This window comes from Streptomyces sp. NPDC028928 (genome assembly GCF_055564915.1).
This window is the reverse complement of the sequence record NZ_JBVHVI010000007.1, coordinates 104,551-123,177: the sequence shown is the minus strand read 5'-3', so window position 1 is coordinate 123,177 and position 18,627 is coordinate 104,551. Positions and strand designations below refer to the sequence as shown.

Sequence of the window (18,627 nt, the reverse complement as noted above, 5' to 3'; positions counted from 1 at the left end):
CCGGCGCGCGATGCTGGGGAGCGGAAAGGTCCCCGAGGAGGCCAGGAGGCTCGGCCGGTGCTCGCCGTCAACCCGATGGACAGCGCCTCGGTGCTCGCCGCCTTCGGCGCGCTGGGCGTCCTGGTGGTGGTCTTCGCCGAGTCGGGTCTGCTGGTCGTCGGGTTCTTCCTGCCCGGTGACACGTTGCTGTTCCCGGCCGGGGTGCTGTGCGCGGGCAGCGCCCACCAGCCGCCGCGGCTGGCGCTGTGGCAGGTGCTGGTGTGCGCGGCGGTCGGGGCGGTGGCGGGCGGCCAGGTGGGCTATCTCATCGGACGGCACGGCGGCCGGGCCCTGCTCGCGCGCACGTCCGGCGACCGGGTGCGGCGCGCGGTGGCGCGGGCGGAGCGGCTGCTGGCGCGCTACGGCTACGGCAAGGCACTGGTGATCGGCCGGTTCGTACCGCTGCTGCGGACGGTCCTGCACCCGGTGGCGGGCGCCCTGGGCGTGCCCACCCGGACCTTCACCCTCTGGCAGACGGTCGGCGGGGTGCTGTGGTCGCAGACGCTCGTGCTCGCCGGATACACCCTGGGCGCCTCGGTCCCGCACATCGACGACTATCTGCTGCCGCTGGTCGCCGTGGTGGTCGTGGTGTCGCTGCTGCCGCTGCTCCCGGAGGCCCTCCGCGCCCGCCGGAAGCGCCGCGACTCCTCGGGCTGAGCGCGCGCCGTGAGGGCCTGGCCGGGGACGTGCGGGGGCCCCGGGAGGTCGGCGGGGCGGCGGGGCCGGGCGCCGGCCAAGACCTGGAGCGGTGGGTACGGCACGATGGGCCAGTCGGAGCCGAGGACGACCCGCGCCCCGGCCTCCCACACGTCACGGTGAGGTCGGCTGCACGGAGGCGGCGGCGCCGAGCGGGGCGAAGCGCCGGCGCGGTGCAGGTCGGCGATCACCGGGGTGCAGCGCTGCGGGTCGGGCCGGTGGGCGTGCGCCGACTCACCGTGGCGGTCCGGCGCTCCGAGCCCGTCGCTGACGCCCGCGGTGGCCACCGCCCCGCACAGGTCGGAGGAGCCCGCCGGCACCGAGATCGAGCAGCCGGGCGGAGAGCAGGACGTCGACACCGTCCACACCGGGCCGGTGGCCGCCGCCCTGGGCGGCATCGGCCTGGCCCTGCCGGCGAGCCTGGTGGTGGCCCCGGGGTCTACGCGCTGCTGATGCGACGGACCGCCACCGCTGGGTGAGGTCTCGGGGTGCGCTCACAGCTCACCGAGGAACCCCGGATCCGCCGGACCCAGCTGCCGGGCGAAGTCGGCGGCCACGCCCACCACTTCACGCAGCGGTACGGCGCGTCTGCTGGTGGCCGCCAGATCCTCGTGCGCCTCCTCGGACCACAGGAACGGGACGACGCTGATGCCCTGGGACAGGTCCAGGGCCGCCGCCTCGGCACGCCAGCCCGGCCAGCGCAGCCCCGTGTAGAACCTCTCCGTCCCGCCGGACAGCAGCCAGTCGATCCAGGCCGAGTGGCCGATGTCCAGCGCCTCCCACGCCAGGGTGTCGGGCGCGAAGTAGGTCAGTTGCCCGGGGGCGCCCGGCCGGCCGCTGCCCGCGGGGTCGTGGCCGTTGAGGCAGAACACGCCGCCGAGCACGTCATGGCCGACGACGAGCCCGGCCGCCGGGTGCCAGCGGGGGTCGAACTCCCCGGGGAACCCGTTGACCCGGCCCAGGCTCGGCAGCCCGTCGGCCACGGAGCCGGCGCCGTACACCCGCAGCCAGCCGTCGTCCAGGACGAGCCCGCCGCAGTGCAGGGTGAGCGCACCGAGCGCCGACCGCGTGGTGACCTGGAGCTGGAGCAGACAGCGGCGGCCCTCGTCGGGGTCGGCGGGCAGCACCCGGACGGGTACGGCGCCGGCGGCGAACGCCTGCTGAAGCTGCGGCCAGGCCGGATCGGCCACCTGGGCCAGCTCGTCGAACTCTCGCATCACCCGATGATGGCAGCAGGGTCCGGCCCGGGCTCAGCCGGCCCGGCGCGGTGTGCGGTCCTTGCGGCGCTTGCGGTTCGGGCGGCGGGGCCGGTACACCGTGTCCAGCTCCCCTATCGCCGCGCGGACGTGGGCCGGTTCCCCCTGGCGGTCCCCGCCGGCGCACCTCCACACCGGGCGCCCGGCCTCCTCGGCCACGTGCATCCCGAGCCCGTGCAGGGTGCAGACCGGCCATACCTGCCACAGGCATTCCATGACCGTCTCCTGGGCGGCCTCGGCGACGGCCGGCAGCGCTTCGTCGGCGGAGCGGGCCGGCTCCAGGGAGGTGCCGTGCGCGTCGCCGTTCGCCAGCGCGACATACACCTGTTCGGGCTCGCCGCCCTCGGCCGGGTAGGCGAGGAGGCGCAGCGGGCGCTGTTCGGGCAGGGCCGCCGCCAGGTCCCGGTTGACCGCGGCCAGCGCCTGCTCCCACAGCGGGTGCTCACCGGCGGGTACGAAGTACGGCTCGGGCGGGGTCGGGAAGGCAGGGCTCATACCGCCATTGTCCCTGTCGGAATCCGGGAACGTGTCCGTCCCGGCAATGAGGCGTTCTGGACGGGTTCGTGAGCGCCCGTGAGACTGGAGCGGACCGACGCCCCCGGCTGTCCAGGACGGTGACATGGAAGAGGAGATCCCGCGCGTCGAACTCACCCCGCAGGCAGCGGAGCTGGTGCGCCGCCTGCGTGCCGAGCACGGACCGCTGATGTTCCACCAGTCCGGCGGCTGCTGTGACGGCAGCGCCCCGATGTGTTATCCGGACGGTGAGTTCCGCACCGGCGGCGCGGACGTGCTGCTGGCGGAGCTGACGGTGGCGGGCGTGCCCGAGCCCGTCACGTTCTGGATGTCGCGCAGCCAGTACCAGGCGTGGAGCCACACCCGGCTGATCGTGGACGTCGTGCCGGGACGCGGCAGCGGCTTCTCGCTGGAGGCACCCGAGGGAGTGCGTTTTCTCACCCGTTCTCGCGTCGTCGACGCCTAGTCGGCCCCCTCGCCGCCCGAGTCTGGTCCACTGCCCCTGCGGACAGGACGGTTGACGAGACATCAGGGGGCACGGTGACCAGACGTCGCAGGCGTTCGGCAGCGGGCAGAGCGGTTCTCACGGCGGTCACGGCGTTCGGTGTGCTGACCGGTGCGACCCTGGCGGGTGCGGCACCGGCCGGTGCCGCACCGGCGGGCAGGCGGCTCGCGCCGGGCGTCTCCTACCGGCACTTCGACCTCAGGACGGCGGCGGGGAAGGCCCGCGCCCACCTGCTCACGGTGGACCTGACCGATCCGCACGTCAGCGTCGACCTGCTGTACCCGGGCGCGGTGGCGGCCCGGGCGACCGTCTCCCGGCTGGCGGACTCGGCCGGGGCGGTCGCCGGGGTGAACGGGGACTTCTTCAACATCACCGAGACGCAGCACCCGGGCGTGGAGGCCACCGGCGCCGCCGTCGGACCGGCCGTGGCGGACGGGCAGATGCTCAAGGCCGCGGTGCCGAAGGGCCAGCGGTTCGGCCCCGCGCTGCCCCCGGGCACCAGCACCCGGGACGTGTTCGGCGTGGGCACCGACCGGCGGGCCCGCCTGGACCGCCTCACTCTCTCCGGCTCGGTCGGCACACCGGACGGGAAGCTGTCGCTGAAGGGCCTCAACCAGTACGCCCTCCCGGTGGACTCCGTCGGCGCCTTCACCGCCCGCTGGGGCAGCGCCTCCCGGGTGCGGGCCGTCTGCGGCACCGACACCCAGCGGTCGGCGCCGTGCAGCAGCGACACGTACGAGGTGAAGGTGCGCGGCGGCCGGGTGGTCGCCGCCTCCGACGCCCCGGGCAGCGGCACGATCCCGGCGGACACCACGGTCCTGGTGGGCCGTGAGGAGGGCGCGCGGAAGCTGCGCAAGCTGTCCGTCGGTGACCCGGTGAAGGTCACGCACACCCTGGTGGCGGCCTCGTCCGGGGTGCCGTACACGTTCGCGATCGGCGGGTTCCCGATCCTGCGCGGCGGCACCCCGCTGTCCGGCCTGGACGATGTCACCTCGGCGGTGCGCACGGTCGTCGGCTTCAAGGACGGCGGCCGGCGGCTGCTGCTCCTCGCGCTGGACGGCTCCGCCGCCTACCGCTCCGGCCTGACCGTCGCGGAGGAGGCCGAGACCATGCGGTCGCTGGGGGCCACCGACGCCTTCAACCTCGACGGCGGCGGCTCGACGGAGCTGGTCACCCGCGGCACCGACGACACCGCCGTGACGGTGCGCAACCACCCGAGCGGCGGCGCCGAACGCCCGGTGCCCAACGGCATCGGCGTCTTCTCCGCGGAATGACGAACGCGGTGACCTCAGGGCCGCAGGCTGCTCACCAGGTCGGCGGTCGCGGTGAGCCCGCTGTGGATGGTGGGCGCCATGCTGGTGCTGGCCAGGTAGAAGCCGAGCAGCAGGCAGACCAGGGCATGGGAGATCTTCAGCGAGCAGTTGCGAATGAAGATCACGGCCAGGATCAGAAGCAGCAGCACCACAGAGATGGAAATGGCCATCGGGAACCCTCCTCCGCCACGCCCCGTGTGCGGCGTTCGGCCGCAAGTGTGGCGTAGCGGAGGGTTCGTCCGGGCTGCTGACATGTCCTCCGATCGTGTGGTCTTACGCGGAGGGGTGGGCGTCGAGGAAGGCCTCCAGGCCGGCGAGGTCGTCGGTGTTGAGGTAGTCGACCCCGGCGGCGAGCAGCTCGGTCCACAGCGCGTCCCGGGCCGGGCCCGCGGTGTCGGGGGTGGCCCAGAACCGGACCTGCTGTCCGCGCGCGTGGGCGGCGGCGGTGATGCCGCGCAGCTTCTGCCGCTCGGCGTCCGGGAAGGTCCCCACGCCCGTCCAGCCGAAGTTCTGCGTCCAGTTGTCGCTGATCAGCGAGATGAGGGAGGCCGGGGCGGAGCCGCCGAGGTCGCCGAGCCGGCCGTCGTAGAAGGCGCGGCGCTCGGTCTGCGCCTCCATCGGGGTACGGGCCGCGCGGTCGCCGGAGACGACGGCGGTGACCGGGCCGGGGTGGACGCGGCCGTGCGCGTACCGGGTGAACAGGTGCGGGTAGCGGCGCAGGTGGCGGTCGAGTGCGCGGTACGTCGAGGAGCCCTCGGTCTTGATGTCGACGAGGAGCTGCAGCGGCCGGCGCGAGCCCGGGTGGACCGAACCGTGGTTGGCCTCGACCCGGGCGGCGAGCGGTTCCAGGTAGAGGGATTCGAGGGTGCGGGACGGGTCGAGGCCGGACGCCTCGTGCCCGATGAGGAGCTGGTCGCCCACGAGGAAGATGTCGGCTTCGACGCTGCCGAAGCGGTGGTCCAGGGCGTCGAGGAGGGGCCGCGCGTGCGCGTAGTCGTTGTGGGCGTGGGCGTGCCGCAACGGGCGCGGGCGATGCGCCTGCTGCCCGGCCGACGCTCCGTGCGCGGGCAGGGCGAGGGTGCCGGCGAGGGCGGCGCCGAGGGTGGTGAGGGCGCTGCGACGGGTGGTGAGGGCCATGCACTGCCTCCCTGGGAATGCCGGATGGGGCCGAAGGGAGTATGCGTGCGGCACACCACCGATCGACCCCACCGAGCGGGGAGTTCGCCCTCTGTTCACTTGTGGCCGGTCGGTGTCAGGGCCCCTGGAGATCGATCACCGTGGCCAGCGCCTCGCGGTGGGTACCCGCCGTGCCGTAGGCGATCGAGTCCGCCTTGGCCCGCTTCAGGTACAGGTGGACCGGGTGCTCCCAGGTCATGCCGATCCCGCCGTGGAGCTGCAGCGCCTCCTCGGTGACGTGGACCGCCACGGGTGCCGCGTACGCCTGCGCGACGGCGACCGAGACCTCCGTGTCCTCGCCGGTGGTGAGCGCGTCGGCCGCGGCGCGGGCGGCGGCCCGGAGGTTGACCACCTCCAGCCACAGCTGGGCGAGCCGGTGCTTGAGCGCCTGGAAGCCGCCGACCTGCCGGTTGAACTGCTTGCGCTCCTTCAGGTACCAGACCGTCTCCGTCAAGGCCCAGTCGGCCACGCCGAGTTGCTCGGAGGCGAGCAGACCGGCGGCGGCGCTGAGGGCACGCCGTACGGCGGGTTCGGCCTCGCCGACCCGGCGGCCGGGAGCACTCTCCAGCCGTACGGCCGCCAGTGGACGGGTCAGGTCGAGGGAGACCTGCGGGGTGACGGTCACGGCGTCGGCGGCGACGGCGTACAGGCCGCCGTCGTCGGCCGGGACGAGCAGCACGTCGGCGACGGCCGCGTCCGCGATGCCCGTCAACTCGCCGTGCAGACGGCCGTTCTCCACCCGTACGGCCTTGACGCCGCTGCCCGGGGCCGTGTGCAGGCCGACCGCGAGCGCGCCGATGGTGCGCCCGGAGGCCAGTCGGCCCAGCAGCTCCCGGTCGTCACAGGCGAGCAGGGCCTCGGTGGCCACGACCGCGCTGGTCAGGTACGGCACCGGAGCGACCGCCCGCCCCAGCTCCTCCAGGACGACGGCGGCCTCCCGGTGGGTCGCGCCCTGACCGCCCTGCTCCTCGGGGACCAGCAGTCCGGCCAGGCCCATGCTCTCGGCGAGGGACTTCCACAGGGCGCGGTCGTGCGGGGCGTCCGACTCGCTGCGGGCGATCACGTCGGCCGCGGCGCAGTGGTCCGTGAGCAGGTCGCGGACGGCGGCCCGCAGCGCCTCTTCCTCCTCGGAGTACAGCAGATCCGTCATCGGGCGAGGTCCTTCCAGGCGACGTCCTTGTCGGTGCGCGGCTCGGCGGGCAGGCCCAGGACGCGCTCGGCGACGATGTTCAGCAAGATCTCGGTGGTCCCGCCCTCGATGCTGTTGCCCTTGGAACGCAGATAGCGGTAGCCCGCGTCCCGGCCGGTGAAGTCGACGAGTTCGGGGCGGCGCATGGTCCAGTCGTCGTACAACAGGCCTTCCGCTCCGCGCAGTTCGACCTCCAGGCCGCTGATCTCCTGGTTGAGGCGGGCGAAGGCGAGCTTCATGCCGGCGCCCTCGGGTCCGGGCTGCCCGGCGACGAGCTGCTGGCGCAGGCGTTCGGCGGTGAGCCGGGAGACCTCGGACTCGACCCACAGCCTGAGCAGCCGCTGGTGCAGGTCGTGGGTGCGCAGTTCGGGGCGTTCGCGCCAGGTCTTCGCGACCGGGCCGATCATGCCGCCCTCGCGGGGCAGGGCCATGCCGCCGATGGCGACGCGTTCGTTGTTGAGCGTGGTCTGGGCGACCCGCCAGCCGTCGCCGACCTCGCCGAGGCGGCGGTCGTCGGGGATGCGGACGTCGGTGAGGAAGACCTCGTTGAACTCGGCCTCGCCGGTGATCTGGCGCAGCGGCCGGACCTCGACGCCGGGGTCGGTCATGTCGCAGATGAAGTAGGTGATGCCCGCGTGCTTGGGCACGCCCGGGTCGGTGCGGGCGATGAGGATGGCCCAGCGGGCGTTGTGCGCCCCGGACGTCCACACCTTCTGCCCGTTGACCACCCACTCGTCGCCCTCGCGGACGGCCCGGGTGCCGAGCGCGGCGAGGTCGGAGCCGGCGCCGGGCTCGCTGAACAGCTGGCACCAGACCTCCTCCCCGGTCCACAGCGGCCGCAGATAGCGCCGCTTCTGCTCCTCGGTGCCGTACTTGAGGATGGTCGGCGCGGCCATGCCGAGCCCGATGCCGTTGCGGCGCGAGTCGTTGTCGGGGGCGCCGGCGGCTTCCAGTTCGGCGTCCACCACGGCCTGGAGCGAGCGCGGGGTGCCGAGTCCGCCGAGACCCTCCGGGTAGTGCACCCAGGCGAGGCCCGCGTCGAAGCGGGCGCGGAGGAACTCCAGGCGGTCGGTGGCGGCCGGGGGGTGCGCGGCCAGGAACTCCTCGGTGCGGCGGCGCAGTTCCGCTGCGTCGATCATGCTGCCTCCTCCGTCAGTACGGCGATCCGGCCGGTGGACAGGCCGTCCGCCACCTTCTGCACGGCGGCCGCGGCCCCCTCCAGCGGCACGCGTTCGCTCACCAGCGGCTTGACGGCGCCCCGGGCGGCCAGTTCGGTGAGCTGCTCGTGGCAGTGCCGGACGAGCCCCGGGTTCTTGGTGTTGTACAGGCCCCAGTGCAGGCCGAGGATCGAGTAGTTCTTCACCAGCGCGTGGTTGAGGGCCGGGCTGGGGATGGTTCCGCCGGCGAAGCCGACGACGACGATCCGGCCCTCGAAGGCGACGACCTTCGCGGACTGGGCGTAGGCGTCGCCGCCGACGGGGTCGTAGATCACGTCGGCGCCGCGTCCGCCGGTGGCTTCCTTCACGGCGGCGACGACGTCCTCGCCGCGCCGGTCGATCACCACGTCACAGCCCAGCTCCCGGGCGACGGCGGCCTTGCCGGCGCCGCCGACGACGCCGATGACCGTGGCGCCGGCCGCCTTGCCGAGCTGTACGGCGGCGCTGCCGACGCCTCCGGCGGCGGCGTGCACGAGCAGGGTCTCGCCCGCTTCCAGGCGGGCCCGGCGGTGCAGGCCGAACCAGCCCGTCTGGTAGCCGATGTGCAGGGCCGCGGCCTCGGCGTCGTCCAGCGCCTCGGGCGCGGGCAGCAGGGCCCGGGCGTCGGCGAGGGCGTACTCGGCGAAACCGCCGTACGGCAGCGCGGGGTTGGCGATCACCCGGCGGCCGTCCTCGGTCTCGCCGCAGATCTCCACACCCGGGGTGAAGGGCAGCGGGGGCCGGATCTGGTACTGGCCCCGGCACAGCAGCGCGTCCGGGAAGTTGACGTTGGCGGCGCGCACCCTGAGCAGGACCTGGCCGTCACCGGGCGTGGGCCGCTCGACGTCATGGAGCCGCATCACCTCGCTCGGCTCGCCGTTCTCGTGCACTTGCCATGCCTGCATGCGGTGCCTCCACGCGACTGCTTCGCCGGACCGGGGTCGATCGCATACTAAGCGGTCGCTTGCCGATCAGGGAACAGTCGCGTGGGTCACGTGCGGGCCGGCCGCGCCCGTACGTGCATCCGCTCCCCCTGCGGCCCGAACAGGCTGAGGAACTCCACCGGCCCCTCCCCCGTCGACCCGAACCAGTGCGGCACCCGCGTGTCGAACTCGGCCGCCTCGCCCGCCGACAGCACGACGTCGTGCTGTCCGAGCACGAGCCGGAGCCGCCCGGAGAGCACGTACAGCCACTCGTACCCCTCGTGCGTCCGCAGGTCGGGCTCCATCGCGCGCTGCGGCTCGATCACCTTGTAGGCCTGGAGGCCGCCCGGCTGGCGGGTCAGCGGGTAGAGGGTCCGCCCCTGCCGCACGATCGGCTTGGCCCGCACCCGGGGATCCCCTACCGGCGGCGCGCCGACCAGCTCGTCCAGCGGCACCTGGTGGGCCTGGGCGATCGGCAGCAGCAGCTCCAGGCTGGGCTTGCGCAGACCGGACTCCAGCCGGGACAGCGTGCTCACGGAGATGCCGGTGGCCTCCGACAGCGCGGCCAGGGTCACCTCCCGCTCCTTGCGGATGCGACGCAGCCTCGGACCCACGTCCGCCAGTACCTCGTCTGTACTCATGGCCCCTATTGCAGGAACGGCAAATACGTTTGTCAATCCCGCAGCGGTCGAGCGACCGTCGCCTCATGACCGAGAACAACGTGACCGAGAACACCAGGTACGAGGTTGTCGTCGTCGGCGGCGGAGCCGCCGGCCTGTCCGCCGCGCTGGTCCTGGGCCGGGCCCGGCGCCGCACCCTGGTCGTGGACGCGGGCGAGCCGCGCAACGCGCCGTCCGCGCACATGCAGGGGTATCTGTCCCGGGACGGCATGTCCCCGGCCGAGTTCCTCGCCGTCGGACGGGAGGAGATCGCCCGGTACGGGGTGGAGCGGGTCCGGGACCGGGTGGTGGACGCCACCCGGGACGCGCACCGAGACGGGGCCGGGGACGGTGACTTCACGGTCGTCCTCGCGGGCGGCCGGACCGTACGGGCCCGGCAGCTGGTGGTCGCGACCGGGCTGAAGGACGAGCTGCCGCCGGTCCCGGGGCTCGCCGAGCGGTTCGGCCGGGACGTGCTGCACTGCCCGTACTGCCACGGCTGGGAAGCCCGCGACCTGCCGACCGGCGTCCTCGCGACCTCCGCGCTCAGCGTGCACCAGGCCCTGATGGTCACCCAGTGGTCGAAGGACGTACGTCTCTTCCTGCACGAGGTGAGCGAGTGGGAGCTGACGGACCAGGACCTGCGCCGGCTGGCCGCCGCCGGGGTCACGGTCGTCCCCGGCAAGGTGGCGGAACTCGTGATCACCGACGACCGGCTGACCGGGGTCCGGCTCGCCGGGGACACCCCCTCCGGGGGAGGAACGGTCCACCACCGCGCGGTGCTGTACGCCGCCCCGCGCGCCGTCCCGAACAACGACCTGCTGGTCCGGCTGGGCGCGGAGCTGCGCGAGACCCCGTTCGGCAGCTACCCGGTGATCGACGAACGGGGCCTGACGAGCGTGCCCGGCCTGTGGGCGGCGGGCAACGCGAGCGGCTTCGCGGAGCAGGTGGTGAACGCGGCGAGCAGGGGTTACCGGGCGGGCGCGGCGATCAACGGGGAGCTGCTGATGGCCGACCTCGACGCTGCCGTACGGGTGTAGACCCGGCTGCTCCGGTGCACCATGGCTGCATGCTCCTGACCCGGTTGGCCCAGGTGTCCCGGGAGGTCGCCGCGACAGCGGCCCGGTCCCGCAAGACCGCGCTGCTCGCGGACTTGTTCCGGGACGCGGAGGCGGACGACGTGCCGATCGTCATCCCCTATCTGGCCGGACGCCTGCCGCAGGGCCGGCTCGGCGTCGGCTGGAAGGTGCTGGGCCGCCGGGTGCCGCCGGCCGACGAGCCCTCCCTCACCGTGCGGGAGGTCGACGCCCGGCTCACCGAGCTGGGCAAGGTGTCCGGGCCCGGCTCCCAGGCGGAGCGGGCCCGGATCGTCGGCGAGCTGATGGGCGCGGCGACGGAGGAGGAGCAGCGGTTCCTGCTCGGTCTGCTCACCGGCGAGGTCCGGCAGGGCGCGCTGGACGCGGTCGCGGTGGAGGGCCTCGCCCGGGCGACCGGCGCGGACCCGGCGGACGTGCGGCGGGCCGTGATGCTCGCGGGCTCGCTGCAGACGGTGGCCCAGGCCCTGCTCGGCGAGGGGCCCGGGGCGCTGGAGCGGTTCCGGCTCACCGTGGGCCGCCCGGTGCTGCCGATGCTGGCGCACAGCGCGTCCTCGGTCGCGGAGGCGGTGGAGAAGCTGGGCGCCTGTGCGGTGGAGGAGAAGCTGGACGGCATCCGGGTCCAGGTGCACCGGGACGGCGACACCGTGCGGGTGCACACCCGCACGCTGGACGACATCACCGACCGGCTGCCGGAAGTGACCGCCGCCGCACGGGAGTTGCGGGGTGAGCGGTTCATCCTGGACGGGGAGGTGATCTCCTTCGACGCGGCGGGCCGGCCCCGGTCCTTCCAGGAGACGGCCGGCCGGGTGGGTTCCCGGACGGACGTGGTGCGGGCGGCCGAGGAGGTCCCGGTCTCCCCCGTCTTCTTCGACGCCCTCTCCGTCGACGGCCGCGACCTGCTCGACCTGCCGTTCGCCGAGCGGCACGCGGAGCTGGCCCGGCTGGTGCCCGAGCCGATGCGGGTGCGGCGCACGGTGGCCGCGGGCCCGGCGGACACCCCGGAGGCGGAACGGTTCCTCGCCGAGACCCTGGCCCGCGGCCACGAGGGCGTGGTGGTCAAGGCGCTGGACGCGCCGTACAGCGCGGGCCGGCGCGGCGCCTCCTGGCTGAAGGTCAAGCCCGTGCACACGCTCGACCTGGTGGTGCTGGCCGCCGAGTGGGGTCACGGCCGCCGCACCGGCAGGCTGTCCAACCTCCACCTCGGCGCCCGCACCCCGGACGGCGGCTTCGCGATGCTCGGCAAGACGTTCAAGGGCATGACCGACGCGATGCTCGCCTGGCAGACCGAGCGGCTCCAGGAGCTGGCGGTCGAGGACAACGGCTGGGTGGTCCGGGTCCGCCCCGAACTGGTCGTGGAGATCGCCTACGACGGGCTCCAGCGCTCCACCCGCTACCCGGCCGGCGTCACCCTGCGCTTCGCGCGCGTGGTCCGCTACCGCGAGGACAAGCGCCCCGAGGAGGCCGATACCGTGGAGGCCCTGCTGGCAGCCCACCCGGAGGTCACGCCGTGACGGTGCGGACGACGAAGCACAGCGCGGGACTGCTGTTGTTCCGGCACACCGATCAGGGGCTGGAGGTATTGCTCGGCCATATGGGCGGCCCGCTCTGGGCGAAGAAGGACGCGGGCGCCTGGACCGTGCCGAAGGGCGAGTACGACCCGGCGGAGCCGGCCTGGGAGGCGGCCCGGCGGGAGTTCCAGGAGGAGCTGGGGCTGGCGCCGCCCGACGGGGAGGCCGTACCGCTGGGCGAGGTCGTGCAGCGCAACGGCAAGATCGTCACGGCGTGGGCGGTGGCGGCGGACCTCGACCCGGAGACGATCACCCCCGGGACCTTCACCATGGAGTGGCCGCCGCGGTCGGGCCGGACGCGGGAGTTCCCCGAGCTGGACCGGGTGGCGTGGTTCGGACTGGACCGGGCCCGTGCGGTGATCGTCACGGCCCAGGCCGCGTTTCTCGACCGGCTGGCGGAGCACTCGGGCTGACCCGAGAGCCTGTCGCGTTGCGACTTGCCGGGCCGCGCGCGAAGGTCGAGACAAGCCCGCTCCCAGGGAGGTCAGCCATGCCCATCGCGACGGTGAACCCGGCGAACGGCGAGACGCTCAAGACGTACGAGCCGATGGGCGAGGAGGAGCTGGAACGCCGGCTCCAGCTCGCCGAGGCCACGTTCCGCACGTACCGGACGACGTCGTTCGCCGACCGCGCCCAGCTGCTGAACAAGGCCGCCGACCTGCTGGACGAGGACCGGCAGGAGATCGGCCGGGTCATGACCACCGAGATGGGCAAGCCGGTCAAGCAGGCCCGCGCGGAGGCCGCGAAGTGCGCCAAGGCGATGCGCTGGTACGCGGAGCGGGCCGAGGGGCTGCTGGCCGACGAGGAGCCCGCCGAGTCCGATGTGAGCGACTCCGGCGCCTCCCGGGTCCGGGTCCGCTACCGGCCGCTCGGCCCGGTCCTCGCCGTGATGCCGTGGAACTTCCCCCTGTGGCAGGTGATCCGGTTCGCCGCGCCCGCGCTGATGGCGGGCAACGTGGGCCTGCTCAAGCACGCCTCCAACGTCCCCCAGACCGCGCTCTACCTGGAGGACCTGTTCCACCGGGCGGGCTTCCCGGAGGGCTGCTTCCAGACGCTGCTGATCGGCTCCGGCGCGGTGGACGACATCCTGCGCGACGAACGCGTGAAGGCGGCCACCCTGACGGGCAGCGAACCCGCGGGCCGGGCGGTCGCGTCCACCGCCGGCGAGATGGTCAAGAAGACGGTGCTGGAGCTGGGCGGCAGCGATCCCTACGTCGTCATGCCCTCCGCCGACCTGGACCGCGCGGCCGAGGTCGCGGTGACCGCGCGGGTGCAGAACAACGGGCAGTCCTGCATCGCCGCCAAACGGTTCATCGTGCACACCGACGTCTACGACGCGTTCGCCGAGAAGTTCGTCGCGGGCATGCGGGCCCTCAGGATCGGCGACCCGCTGGCGGAGGACACCGAGATCGGGCCGCTCGCCAGCGAGCAGGGCCGCGCGGACCTGGAGGAGCTGGTGGACGACGCCCGGCGGAGCGGGGCCCGGGTGCTGTGCGGCGGACAGCGGCCGGACGGGCCCGGCTGGTACTACCCGCCGACCGTCCTGGCCGGCATCACCCGGGAGATGCGCATCCACCGCGAGGAGGCGTTCGGGCCGGTCGCCACGCTGTACCGGGCGGACGACCTGGACGAGGCCGTACTCATCGCCAACGACAGCTCGTTCGGGCTGAGTTCGAACGTGTGGACGCGGGACGAGAACGAGGTGGAGCGGTTCGCGCGGGACCTGGAGGCCGGCGCCGTGTACGTCAACGGGATGACCGCCTCCCATCCGGCGTTCCCGTTCGGCGGGGTGAAGCGCTCGGGCTACGGGCGTGAGCTGTCCGGGCACGGAATCCGGGAGTTCTGCAACATCACCACGGTTTGGCAGGGTGCGTGAGCGCCGCGCGGCTACCATCCCGTTTTGTGAACCGCGAAGTGACCCTGCCTCTGATCGTCGACGACCGCGGTGTCCTGCAGGTCTCCGCGGCCGACGTGAGTAAGTTGTTGCGGACCGTGGGTGCGCGGTGGCTGCATCTCGTCGAGGCCGGGGAACAGAGGCTGGACGAGGACACGGTCGCCGCGCTGACCATCGAGCTGGCCAAGCTGGCCGACCGGATCGACGTGGCGTGCATCGCGCACAGCAGTGGGGCGCCGTAACGGCCGGCACCGCGTTTTCCCTCGTCCGGGGGCATGAATCGCCCTGCGAGCCTGACCCGGGGGTCCCCGGTTCGGAGTAATCCAGCGCGAGATCGTCGTCCTCCCGGGTGACGGTGGGTGGAGCACCCAAAAGGTGTGGACCACCTTCCGGACAGCGGAAAGCAGGGACGGTTCATGGCGACTTTGTGCAGACCATCGGTGTCGGTCCCGGAGCACGTGATCACGATGGAGGAGACGCTGGAGCTGGCGCGCTCCCGTCACGCGGACCACCCCCAACTGCCACTGGCGCTGAGGCTGATCGAGAACACCGGCGTCAGGACACGGCACATCGTGCAGCCCATCGAGGAGACCCTGAAGCACCCGGGCTTCGAGGAGCGCAACAAGCTCTACGAGGCCGAGGCGAAGGCCCGCGTCCCCGCGGTGATCCAGCGCGCCCTGGACGACGCGGAGCTGCTCACCAGCGACATCGACGTGATCATCTACGTGTCGTGCACGGGCTTCATGATGCCGTCGCTCACGGCGTGGCTGATCAACGAGATGGACTTCGACAGCACCACGCGCCAGCTCCCGATCGCCCAGCTGGGCTGCGCGGCCGGCGGCGCCGCGATCAACCGGGCGCACGACTTCTGCTCGGCCTACCCGCACGCCAACGCGCTGATCGTGGCCTGCGAGTTCTGCTCGCTGTGCTACCAGCCCACCGACCTCGGCGTCGGCTCGCTGCTCTCCAACGGCCTGTTCGGCGACGGCATCGCCGCCGCCGTGGTGCGCGGGCGCGGCGGCACGGGCGTCAGCCTGGAGCGCAACGGCTCCTATCTGATCCCCAAGACCGAGGACTGGATCGCCTACGACGTCCGGGCGACCGGTTTCCACTTCCTGCTGGACAAGCGGGTGCCCGCGACCATGGAGCCGCTCGCCCCGGCGCTGAAGGACCTGGCGGGCAGCCACGGCTGGGACGCGTCCGACCTGGACTTCTACATCATCCACGCGGGCGGCCCCCGAATACTGGACGACCTCAGCAAGTTCCTGGAGGTCGACCCGCACGCCTTCCGGTTCAGCCGGGCCACGCTCACCGAGTACGGCAACATCGCCAGCGCCGTCGTCCTGGACGCGCTGCGCCGGCTGTTCGACGAGGGCGGCGCCCACGACCGGGCCCGCGGTCTGCTCGCCGGGTTCGGCCCCGGCATCACCGCCGAGATGACGGTGGGCCGCTGGGTCAACGAGGACGGGAACACCTGATGATCGAGGAGGCGACGCTCACCGAGACCCTGCCCCCGGTCCGGCACTGGCCGGCGCTCGACCTCACGGGGACGGAGTTCGACCCGGTGCTGGCGGAGCTGATGGCCGAGGGCCCGGTCACCCGTGTCCAGCTGCCCAACGGCGAGGGCTGGGCCTGGCTGGTCACCCGGTACGACGACGTCCGCCGGGTGGTCAACGATCCCCGCTTCAGCCGTGCGGCGGTCATGGGCAGACCGGTCACCCGGCTCGCCCCGCACTTCATCCCCGAGCGGGGCGCGGTCGGCTTCCTCGACCCGCCCGACCACACCCGGCTGCGCAGCTCGGTCGCCGCCGCCTTCACGGCCAAGGGTGTGGAGCGGGTCCGTGCCCAGGCCCGCCGCATGCTGGACGAGCTGGTGGACGACCTGCTCCGGGCCGGCCCGCCCGCGGATCTCACCAGTGCGGTGCTCGGCCCGTTCCCGATCGCGGTGATCTGCGAGCTGATGGGCGTCCCGGCCCGCGACCGGCACGGCATGCACGCCTGGACGCAGCTGATCCTGTCCTCCGCGCACGGCAAGGAGGTCAGCGAGACGGCGAAACGGGAGATGAGCGCCTACTTCTCCGACCTGATCGGACTGCGCGAGCACAGCACCGGTGAGGACGTCACCTCGCTGCTCGGCGCCGCCGTGGGCCGGGGCGAGGTCACGCTGGAGGAGGCCGTCGGCGTCGCCGTGCTGCTCCAGATCGGCGGCGAGGCGGTCACCAACAACAGCGGGCAGATGTTCCACCTGCTGCTGAGCCGCCCCGACCTGGTACGGCGGCTGCGCGCGGAGCCGGGGATCCGCCGGCGGGCGATCGAGGAACTCCTGCGCTGGATCCCGCACCGCAACGCGGTCGGCCTGTGCCGGATCGCGCTGGAGGAGGTGGAGATCGGGGGCGTCCGCATCCGCGCGGGCGACGCGGTCTACGTCTCCTACCTGGCCGCCAACCGTGATCCGGACGTCTTCCCCGACCCGGAGACCATCGACTTCTCCCGCAGCCCGAACCCGCATGTGGCGTTCGGCTTCGGCCCGCACTACTGCCCCGGCGGCATGCTCGCCCGGCTGGAGGAGGAACTCCTGATGGACGCCCTGCTGGACCGGGTGCCGGGCCTGCGGCTGGCCGTACCACCGGACCAAGTGCCCTTCCACCGGGGCGCGTTGATCCGGGGGCCCGAGTCCCTTCCGGTGACCTGGTGAGGGGCCCATGACCGAGACCGAGGGACTGTACGTGCCGCCGGGGCAGGGCCGGGTCGTGGAGACACCGGCCCAGCGGGTGACGTTCAAGGTCACCGGCACCCACTCGCGGATGGCCTCCACCTTCGAGGTGGAGGTACCGCCCGGCTTCGACGTGGGTGCCCATGTGCACACGCGCAGCGAGGAGTTGTTCTACGTCCTCGACGGCGAGCTGGACGTCCTCGCCTTCGAGCCCCGCATCCGCACCCCCGACAACTGGCAGAAGTGGGAGTCGCGTTCGGGCAGCCGGGTGGTCCGCGCGACACCGGGCACGGTCATCGTCGTACCACCGGGCTGTCCCCACGCCTTCGCGAACCCGACGGAGACACCGGCGAGGATGTTCTTCCAGGCGTCCCCGCCGCCGGATCACGAGCGGTACTTCGAGGAGCTGCTGGAGATCCTCGCCGGGGGCGGCCCTCCGGACCAGGGGGCCATCGAGGCCCTGCGGGCGAAGTACGACATCGAGCAGCTCACACCGCTGAGGCACCGGTGAGTGCCAGGGCCTGCCCTAGCGGATCGGCATCCCGGCCAGGGTGCGGGCGATGACGAGCCGCTGGATCTCGCTCGTCCCCTCGAAGATGGTGTAGATCGCGGCATCCCGGTGCATACGCTCCACCGGGTACTCGCGGGTGTACCCGTTGCCGCCGAGGATCTGGATCGCCTGGGCCGTGACCTTCTTGGCGGTCTCGCTGGCGAACAGCTTCGACATGGAGCCCTCGGCCGCGGTGAACGGCTTGCCGTTGATCGCCATCCAGGAGGCGCGCCACACCAGCAGGCGGGCGGCGTCGATCCGGGTGCGCATGTCCGCCAGCTGGAAGGCCACGCCCTGGTTGTCGATGATCGGGCGGCCGAACTGCTCCCGGGTCCTGGCGTAGTCGAGGGCGACCTCGTAGGCGGCGCGGGCGGTGCCGACCGCCATGGCGCCGACCGCCGGGCGGGACGCCTCGAACGTGGCCATGGCCGCGTTCTTCACGCGCTCGCCGCCGGCCTTCGCCTTCTCCCGGGCGCGGGCGAGCCGCTCGTCCAGCTTCTCCTTGCCGCCGAGCAGGCAGGAGCCGGGCACCCGGACGTTGTCGAGGATGACCTCGGCGGTGTGCGAGGCGCGGATGCCGTGCTTCTTGAACTTCTGGCCCTGGGCGAGGCCGGCCGTACCCGGCGGAACGATGAAGGAGGCGTGGCCCTTGGAGCCCAGCTCCGGGTCGACCACGGCGACGACGACGTGGACGTTCGCGATGCCGCCGTTGGTCGCCCAGGTCTTGGTGCCGTTGATCACCCACTCGTCCTTGGCCTCGTCGTACACGGCACGCGTGCGCATGGAGGCGACGTCGGAGCCGGCGTCGGGCTCGGAGGAGCAGAACGCGGCGACCTTGACGTCGTTCTGGTCGCCGTACATCTGCGGGATCCAGGTGCCGATCTGTTCCTCGGTTCCGTTGGCGAGCACGCCCACGGCGGCGAGGCCGGTGCCCACAATGGAGAGGGCGATGCCCGCGTCGCCCCAGAACAGCTCCTCCATGGCCATCGGGATGCCGAGGCCGGTGGGGTCGAAGTACTGCTGCGCGTAGAAGTCGAGGGAGTAGATGCCGACCTTCGCGGCCTCCTGGATGACCGGCCAGGGAGTCTCCTCGCGTTCGTCCCACTCCGCCGCCGCGGGGCGGATCACGTCCGCGGCGAAGCCATGGAGCCAGTCGCGCACTTCCTTCTGTTCGTCGTTCAGCTCCATGGTGAACTCGGCCATGTCCCCTCCAATGGCGATGGTGCGATGTTACTTGCGGTAACCCGAGTGTGTTACTGATCGGTAGGAAAAGTCAACCGTCGATGACGCCTCGGTATCCCGTTCGATGTCAGGGGCACAGTCAGTGTTAGTTTGCGCAG

21 protein-coding genes are annotated in these 18,627 nt (G+C 72.8%); 12 read left to right on the top strand and 9 right to left on the bottom strand.

Annotated elements, in window-relative coordinates:
- Positions 1-57: 57 nt before the first annotated feature.
- The gene (locus tag ACZ4U1_RS18420; protein WP_467904391.1) at positions 58-696 is read left to right on the top strand and encodes a DedA family protein; all 639 of its coding nucleotides are present in this window, start codon (positions 58-60) and stop codon (positions 694-696) included.
- Positions 697-1,014: 318 nt separating this feature from the next.
- On the top strand, positions 1,015-1,188 hold the full coding sequence (locus ACZ4U1_RS18415) for a hypothetical protein (RefSeq protein ID WP_467904390.1): 174 nt from the start codon (positions 1,015-1,017) through the stop codon (positions 1,186-1,188).
- A gap of 41 nt (positions 1,189-1,229) precedes the next feature.
- Here the strand turns inward: ACZ4U1_RS18415 and ACZ4U1_RS18410 are convergent, their stop codons facing one another.
- A complete protein-coding gene (locus tag ACZ4U1_RS18410) occupies positions 1,230-1,952 on the bottom strand; it encodes a DUF2625 family protein (RefSeq protein WP_467904389.1) in 723 nt (240 codons plus the stop codon).
- A gap of 33 nt (positions 1,953-1,985) precedes the next feature.
- Positions 1,986-2,486, bottom strand: a complete 501-nt coding sequence (locus tag ACZ4U1_RS18405) for a hypothetical protein (RefSeq protein ID WP_467904388.1) — start codon at positions 2,484-2,486, stop codon at positions 1,986-1,988.
- A 124-nt stretch (positions 2,487-2,610) separates the two neighbouring features.
- Here ACZ4U1_RS18405 and ACZ4U1_RS18400 point away from each other — a divergent pair, with 124 nt between their 5' ends.
- Both ACZ4U1_RS18400 and ACZ4U1_RS18395 read left to right on the top strand, forming a co-directional pair.
- A complete protein-coding gene (locus ACZ4U1_RS18400) occupies positions 2,611-2,970 on the top strand; it encodes a DUF779 domain-containing protein (protein WP_467904386.1) in 360 nt (119 codons plus the stop codon).
- Between the two features lie 74 nt (positions 2,971-3,044).
- A complete protein-coding gene (locus tag ACZ4U1_RS18395) occupies positions 3,045-4,283 on the top strand; it encodes a phosphodiester glycosidase family protein (protein WP_467904385.1) in 1,239 nt (412 codons plus the stop codon).
- Between the two features lie 14 nt (positions 4,284-4,297).
- Here ACZ4U1_RS18395 and ACZ4U1_RS18390 read toward each other — a convergent pair whose 3' ends face one another.
- The 6 genes from ACZ4U1_RS18390 to ACZ4U1_RS18365 form a co-directional block, all read right to left on the bottom strand.
- Entirely contained in the window at positions 4,298-4,492 is a 195-nt protein-coding gene (locus ACZ4U1_RS18390; protein WP_358644418.1) for a hypothetical protein, read from the bottom strand.
- 103 nt (positions 4,493-4,595) lie between these two features.
- Entirely contained in the window at positions 4,596-5,459 is an 864-nt protein-coding gene (locus ACZ4U1_RS18385; protein WP_467904384.1) for a phosphatidylinositol-specific phospholipase C/glycerophosphodiester phosphodiesterase family protein, read from the bottom strand.
- A gap of 115 nt (positions 5,460-5,574) precedes the next feature.
- A complete protein-coding gene (locus ACZ4U1_RS18380) occupies positions 5,575-6,648 on the bottom strand; it encodes an acyl-CoA dehydrogenase family protein (RefSeq protein WP_467904383.1) in 1,074 nt (357 codons plus the stop codon).
- The gene (locus ACZ4U1_RS18375; protein ID WP_467904382.1) at positions 6,645-7,826 is read right to left on the bottom strand and encodes an acyl-CoA dehydrogenase family protein; all 1,182 of its coding nucleotides are present in this window, start codon (positions 7,824-7,826) and stop codon (positions 6,645-6,647) included. Before ACZ4U1_RS18375 ends, ACZ4U1_RS18380 begins: the two co-directional genes overlap by 4 nt.
- The gene (locus ACZ4U1_RS18370) at positions 7,823-8,788 is read right to left on the bottom strand and encodes an NADPH:quinone oxidoreductase family protein (protein ID WP_467904381.1); all 966 of its coding nucleotides are present in this window, start codon (positions 8,786-8,788) and stop codon (positions 7,823-7,825) included. Before ACZ4U1_RS18370 ends, ACZ4U1_RS18375 begins: the two co-directional genes overlap by 4 nt.
- Positions 8,789-8,874: 86 nt before the next feature.
- Entirely contained in the window at positions 8,875-9,447 is a 573-nt protein-coding gene (locus tag ACZ4U1_RS18365; protein ID WP_467904379.1) for a helix-turn-helix domain-containing protein, read from the bottom strand.
- Positions 9,448-9,512: 65 nt separating this feature from the next.
- Between ACZ4U1_RS18365 and ACZ4U1_RS18360 the strand changes: the two genes are divergently transcribed.
- The 8 genes from ACZ4U1_RS18360 to ACZ4U1_RS18325 all read left to right on the top strand — a co-directional run bounded on the left by ACZ4U1_RS18360 (position 9,513) and on the right by ACZ4U1_RS18325 (position 17,248).
- Positions 9,513-10,505, top strand: coding sequence for an NAD(P)/FAD-dependent oxidoreductase (locus tag ACZ4U1_RS18360; protein WP_467904377.1), 993 nt, complete (start codon positions 9,513-9,515; stop codon positions 10,503-10,505).
- A gap of 29 nt (positions 10,506-10,534) precedes the next feature.
- Positions 10,535-12,073 carry an ATP-dependent DNA ligase gene (locus tag ACZ4U1_RS18355; protein WP_467904376.1) on the top strand — a complete coding sequence of 513 codons (1,539 nt, stop codon included), beginning with the start codon at positions 10,535-10,537 and terminating at the stop codon, positions 12,071-12,073.
- A complete protein-coding gene (locus ACZ4U1_RS18350; protein ID WP_467904375.1) occupies positions 12,070-12,543 on the top strand; it encodes an NUDIX hydrolase in 474 nt (157 codons plus the stop codon). Before ACZ4U1_RS18355 ends, ACZ4U1_RS18350 begins: the two co-directional genes overlap by 4 nt.
- A gap of 77 nt (positions 12,544-12,620) precedes the next feature.
- A complete protein-coding gene (locus ACZ4U1_RS18345; protein ID WP_467904373.1) occupies positions 12,621-14,006 on the top strand; it encodes an NADP-dependent succinic semialdehyde dehydrogenase in 1,386 nt (461 codons plus the stop codon).
- Positions 14,007-14,032: 26 nt separating this feature from the next.
- A complete protein-coding gene (locus ACZ4U1_RS18340) occupies positions 14,033-14,266 on the top strand; it encodes a DUF6213 family protein (protein WP_356148676.1) in 234 nt (77 codons plus the stop codon).
- Between the two features lie 174 nt (positions 14,267-14,440).
- Positions 14,441-15,502: a type III polyketide synthase gene (locus tag ACZ4U1_RS18335; protein WP_467904371.1), complete on the top strand. Its 1,062-nt coding sequence runs from the start codon at positions 14,441-14,443 to the stop codon at positions 15,500-15,502.
- Positions 15,502-16,719: a cytochrome P450 gene (locus tag ACZ4U1_RS18330; RefSeq protein WP_467904370.1), complete on the top strand. Its 1,218-nt coding sequence runs from the start codon at positions 15,502-15,504 to the stop codon at positions 16,717-16,719. Before ACZ4U1_RS18335 ends, ACZ4U1_RS18330 begins: the two co-directional genes overlap by 1 nt.
- A gap of 7 nt (positions 16,720-16,726) precedes the next feature.
- Positions 16,727-17,248, top strand: a complete 522-nt coding sequence (locus ACZ4U1_RS18325; protein ID WP_467904369.1) for a cupin domain-containing protein — start codon at positions 16,727-16,729, stop codon at positions 17,246-17,248.
- Between the two features lie 15 nt (positions 17,249-17,263).
- Here the strand turns inward: ACZ4U1_RS18325 and ACZ4U1_RS18320 are convergent, their stop codons facing one another.
- Complete coding sequence (locus ACZ4U1_RS18320; protein ID WP_467904368.1) at positions 17,264-18,490, bottom strand: acyl-CoA dehydrogenase family protein; 1,227 nt, start codon at positions 18,488-18,490, stop codon at positions 17,264-17,266.
- Positions 18,491-18,627 lie beyond the last annotated feature (137 nt).

Coding starts and splice junctions, on each gene's coding strand:
- ACZ4U1_RS18410 (WP_467904389.1), bottom strand. CDS start 1,952: ATGCGAGAGTTCGACGAGCTGGCCCAGGTGGCCGATCCGGCCTGGCCG.
- ACZ4U1_RS18405 (WP_467904388.1), bottom strand. CDS start 2,486: ATGAGCCCTGCCTTCCCGACCCCGCCCGAGCCGTACTTCGTACCCGCC.
- ACZ4U1_RS18400 (WP_467904386.1), top strand. CDS start 2,611: ATGGAAGAGGAGATCCCGCGCGTCGAACTCACCCCGCAGGCAGCGGAG.
- ACZ4U1_RS18390 (WP_358644418.1), bottom strand. CDS start 4,492: ATGGCCATTTCCATCTCTGTGGTGCTGCTGCTTCTGATCCTGGCCGTG.
- ACZ4U1_RS18385 (WP_467904384.1), bottom strand. CDS start 5,459: ATGGCCCTCACCACCCGTCGCAGCGCCCTCACCACCCTCGGCGCCGCC.
- ACZ4U1_RS18380 (WP_467904383.1), bottom strand. CDS start 6,648: ATGACGGATCTGCTGTACTCCGAGGAGGAAGAGGCGCTGCGGGCCGCC.
- ACZ4U1_RS18375 (WP_467904382.1), bottom strand. CDS start 7,826: ATGATCGACGCAGCGGAACTGCGCCGCCGCACCGAGGAGTTCCTGGCC.
- ACZ4U1_RS18370 (WP_467904381.1), bottom strand. CDS start 8,788: ATGCAGGCATGGCAAGTGCACGAGAACGGCGAGCCGAGCGAGGTGATG.
- ACZ4U1_RS18365 (WP_467904379.1), bottom strand. CDS start 9,447: ATGAGTACAGACGAGGTACTGGCGGACGTGGGTCCGAGGCTGCGTCGC.
- ACZ4U1_RS18360 (WP_467904377.1), top strand. CDS start 9,513: ATGACCGAGAACAACGTGACCGAGAACACCAGGTACGAGGTTGTCGTC.
- ACZ4U1_RS18355 (WP_467904376.1), top strand. CDS start 10,535: ATGCTCCTGACCCGGTTGGCCCAGGTGTCCCGGGAGGTCGCCGCGACA.
- ACZ4U1_RS18345 (WP_467904373.1), top strand. CDS start 12,621: ATGCCCATCGCGACGGTGAACCCGGCGAACGGCGAGACGCTCAAGACG.
- ACZ4U1_RS18335 (WP_467904371.1), top strand. CDS start 14,441: ATGGCGACTTTGTGCAGACCATCGGTGTCGGTCCCGGAGCACGTGATC.
- ACZ4U1_RS18330 (WP_467904370.1), top strand. CDS start 15,502: ATGATCGAGGAGGCGACGCTCACCGAGACCCTGCCCCCGGTCCGGCAC.
- ACZ4U1_RS18325 (WP_467904369.1), top strand. CDS start 16,727: ATGACCGAGACCGAGGGACTGTACGTGCCGCCGGGGCAGGGCCGGGTC.
- ACZ4U1_RS18320 (WP_467904368.1), bottom strand. CDS start 18,490: ATGGCCGAGTTCACCATGGAGCTGAACGACGAACAGAAGGAAGTGCGC.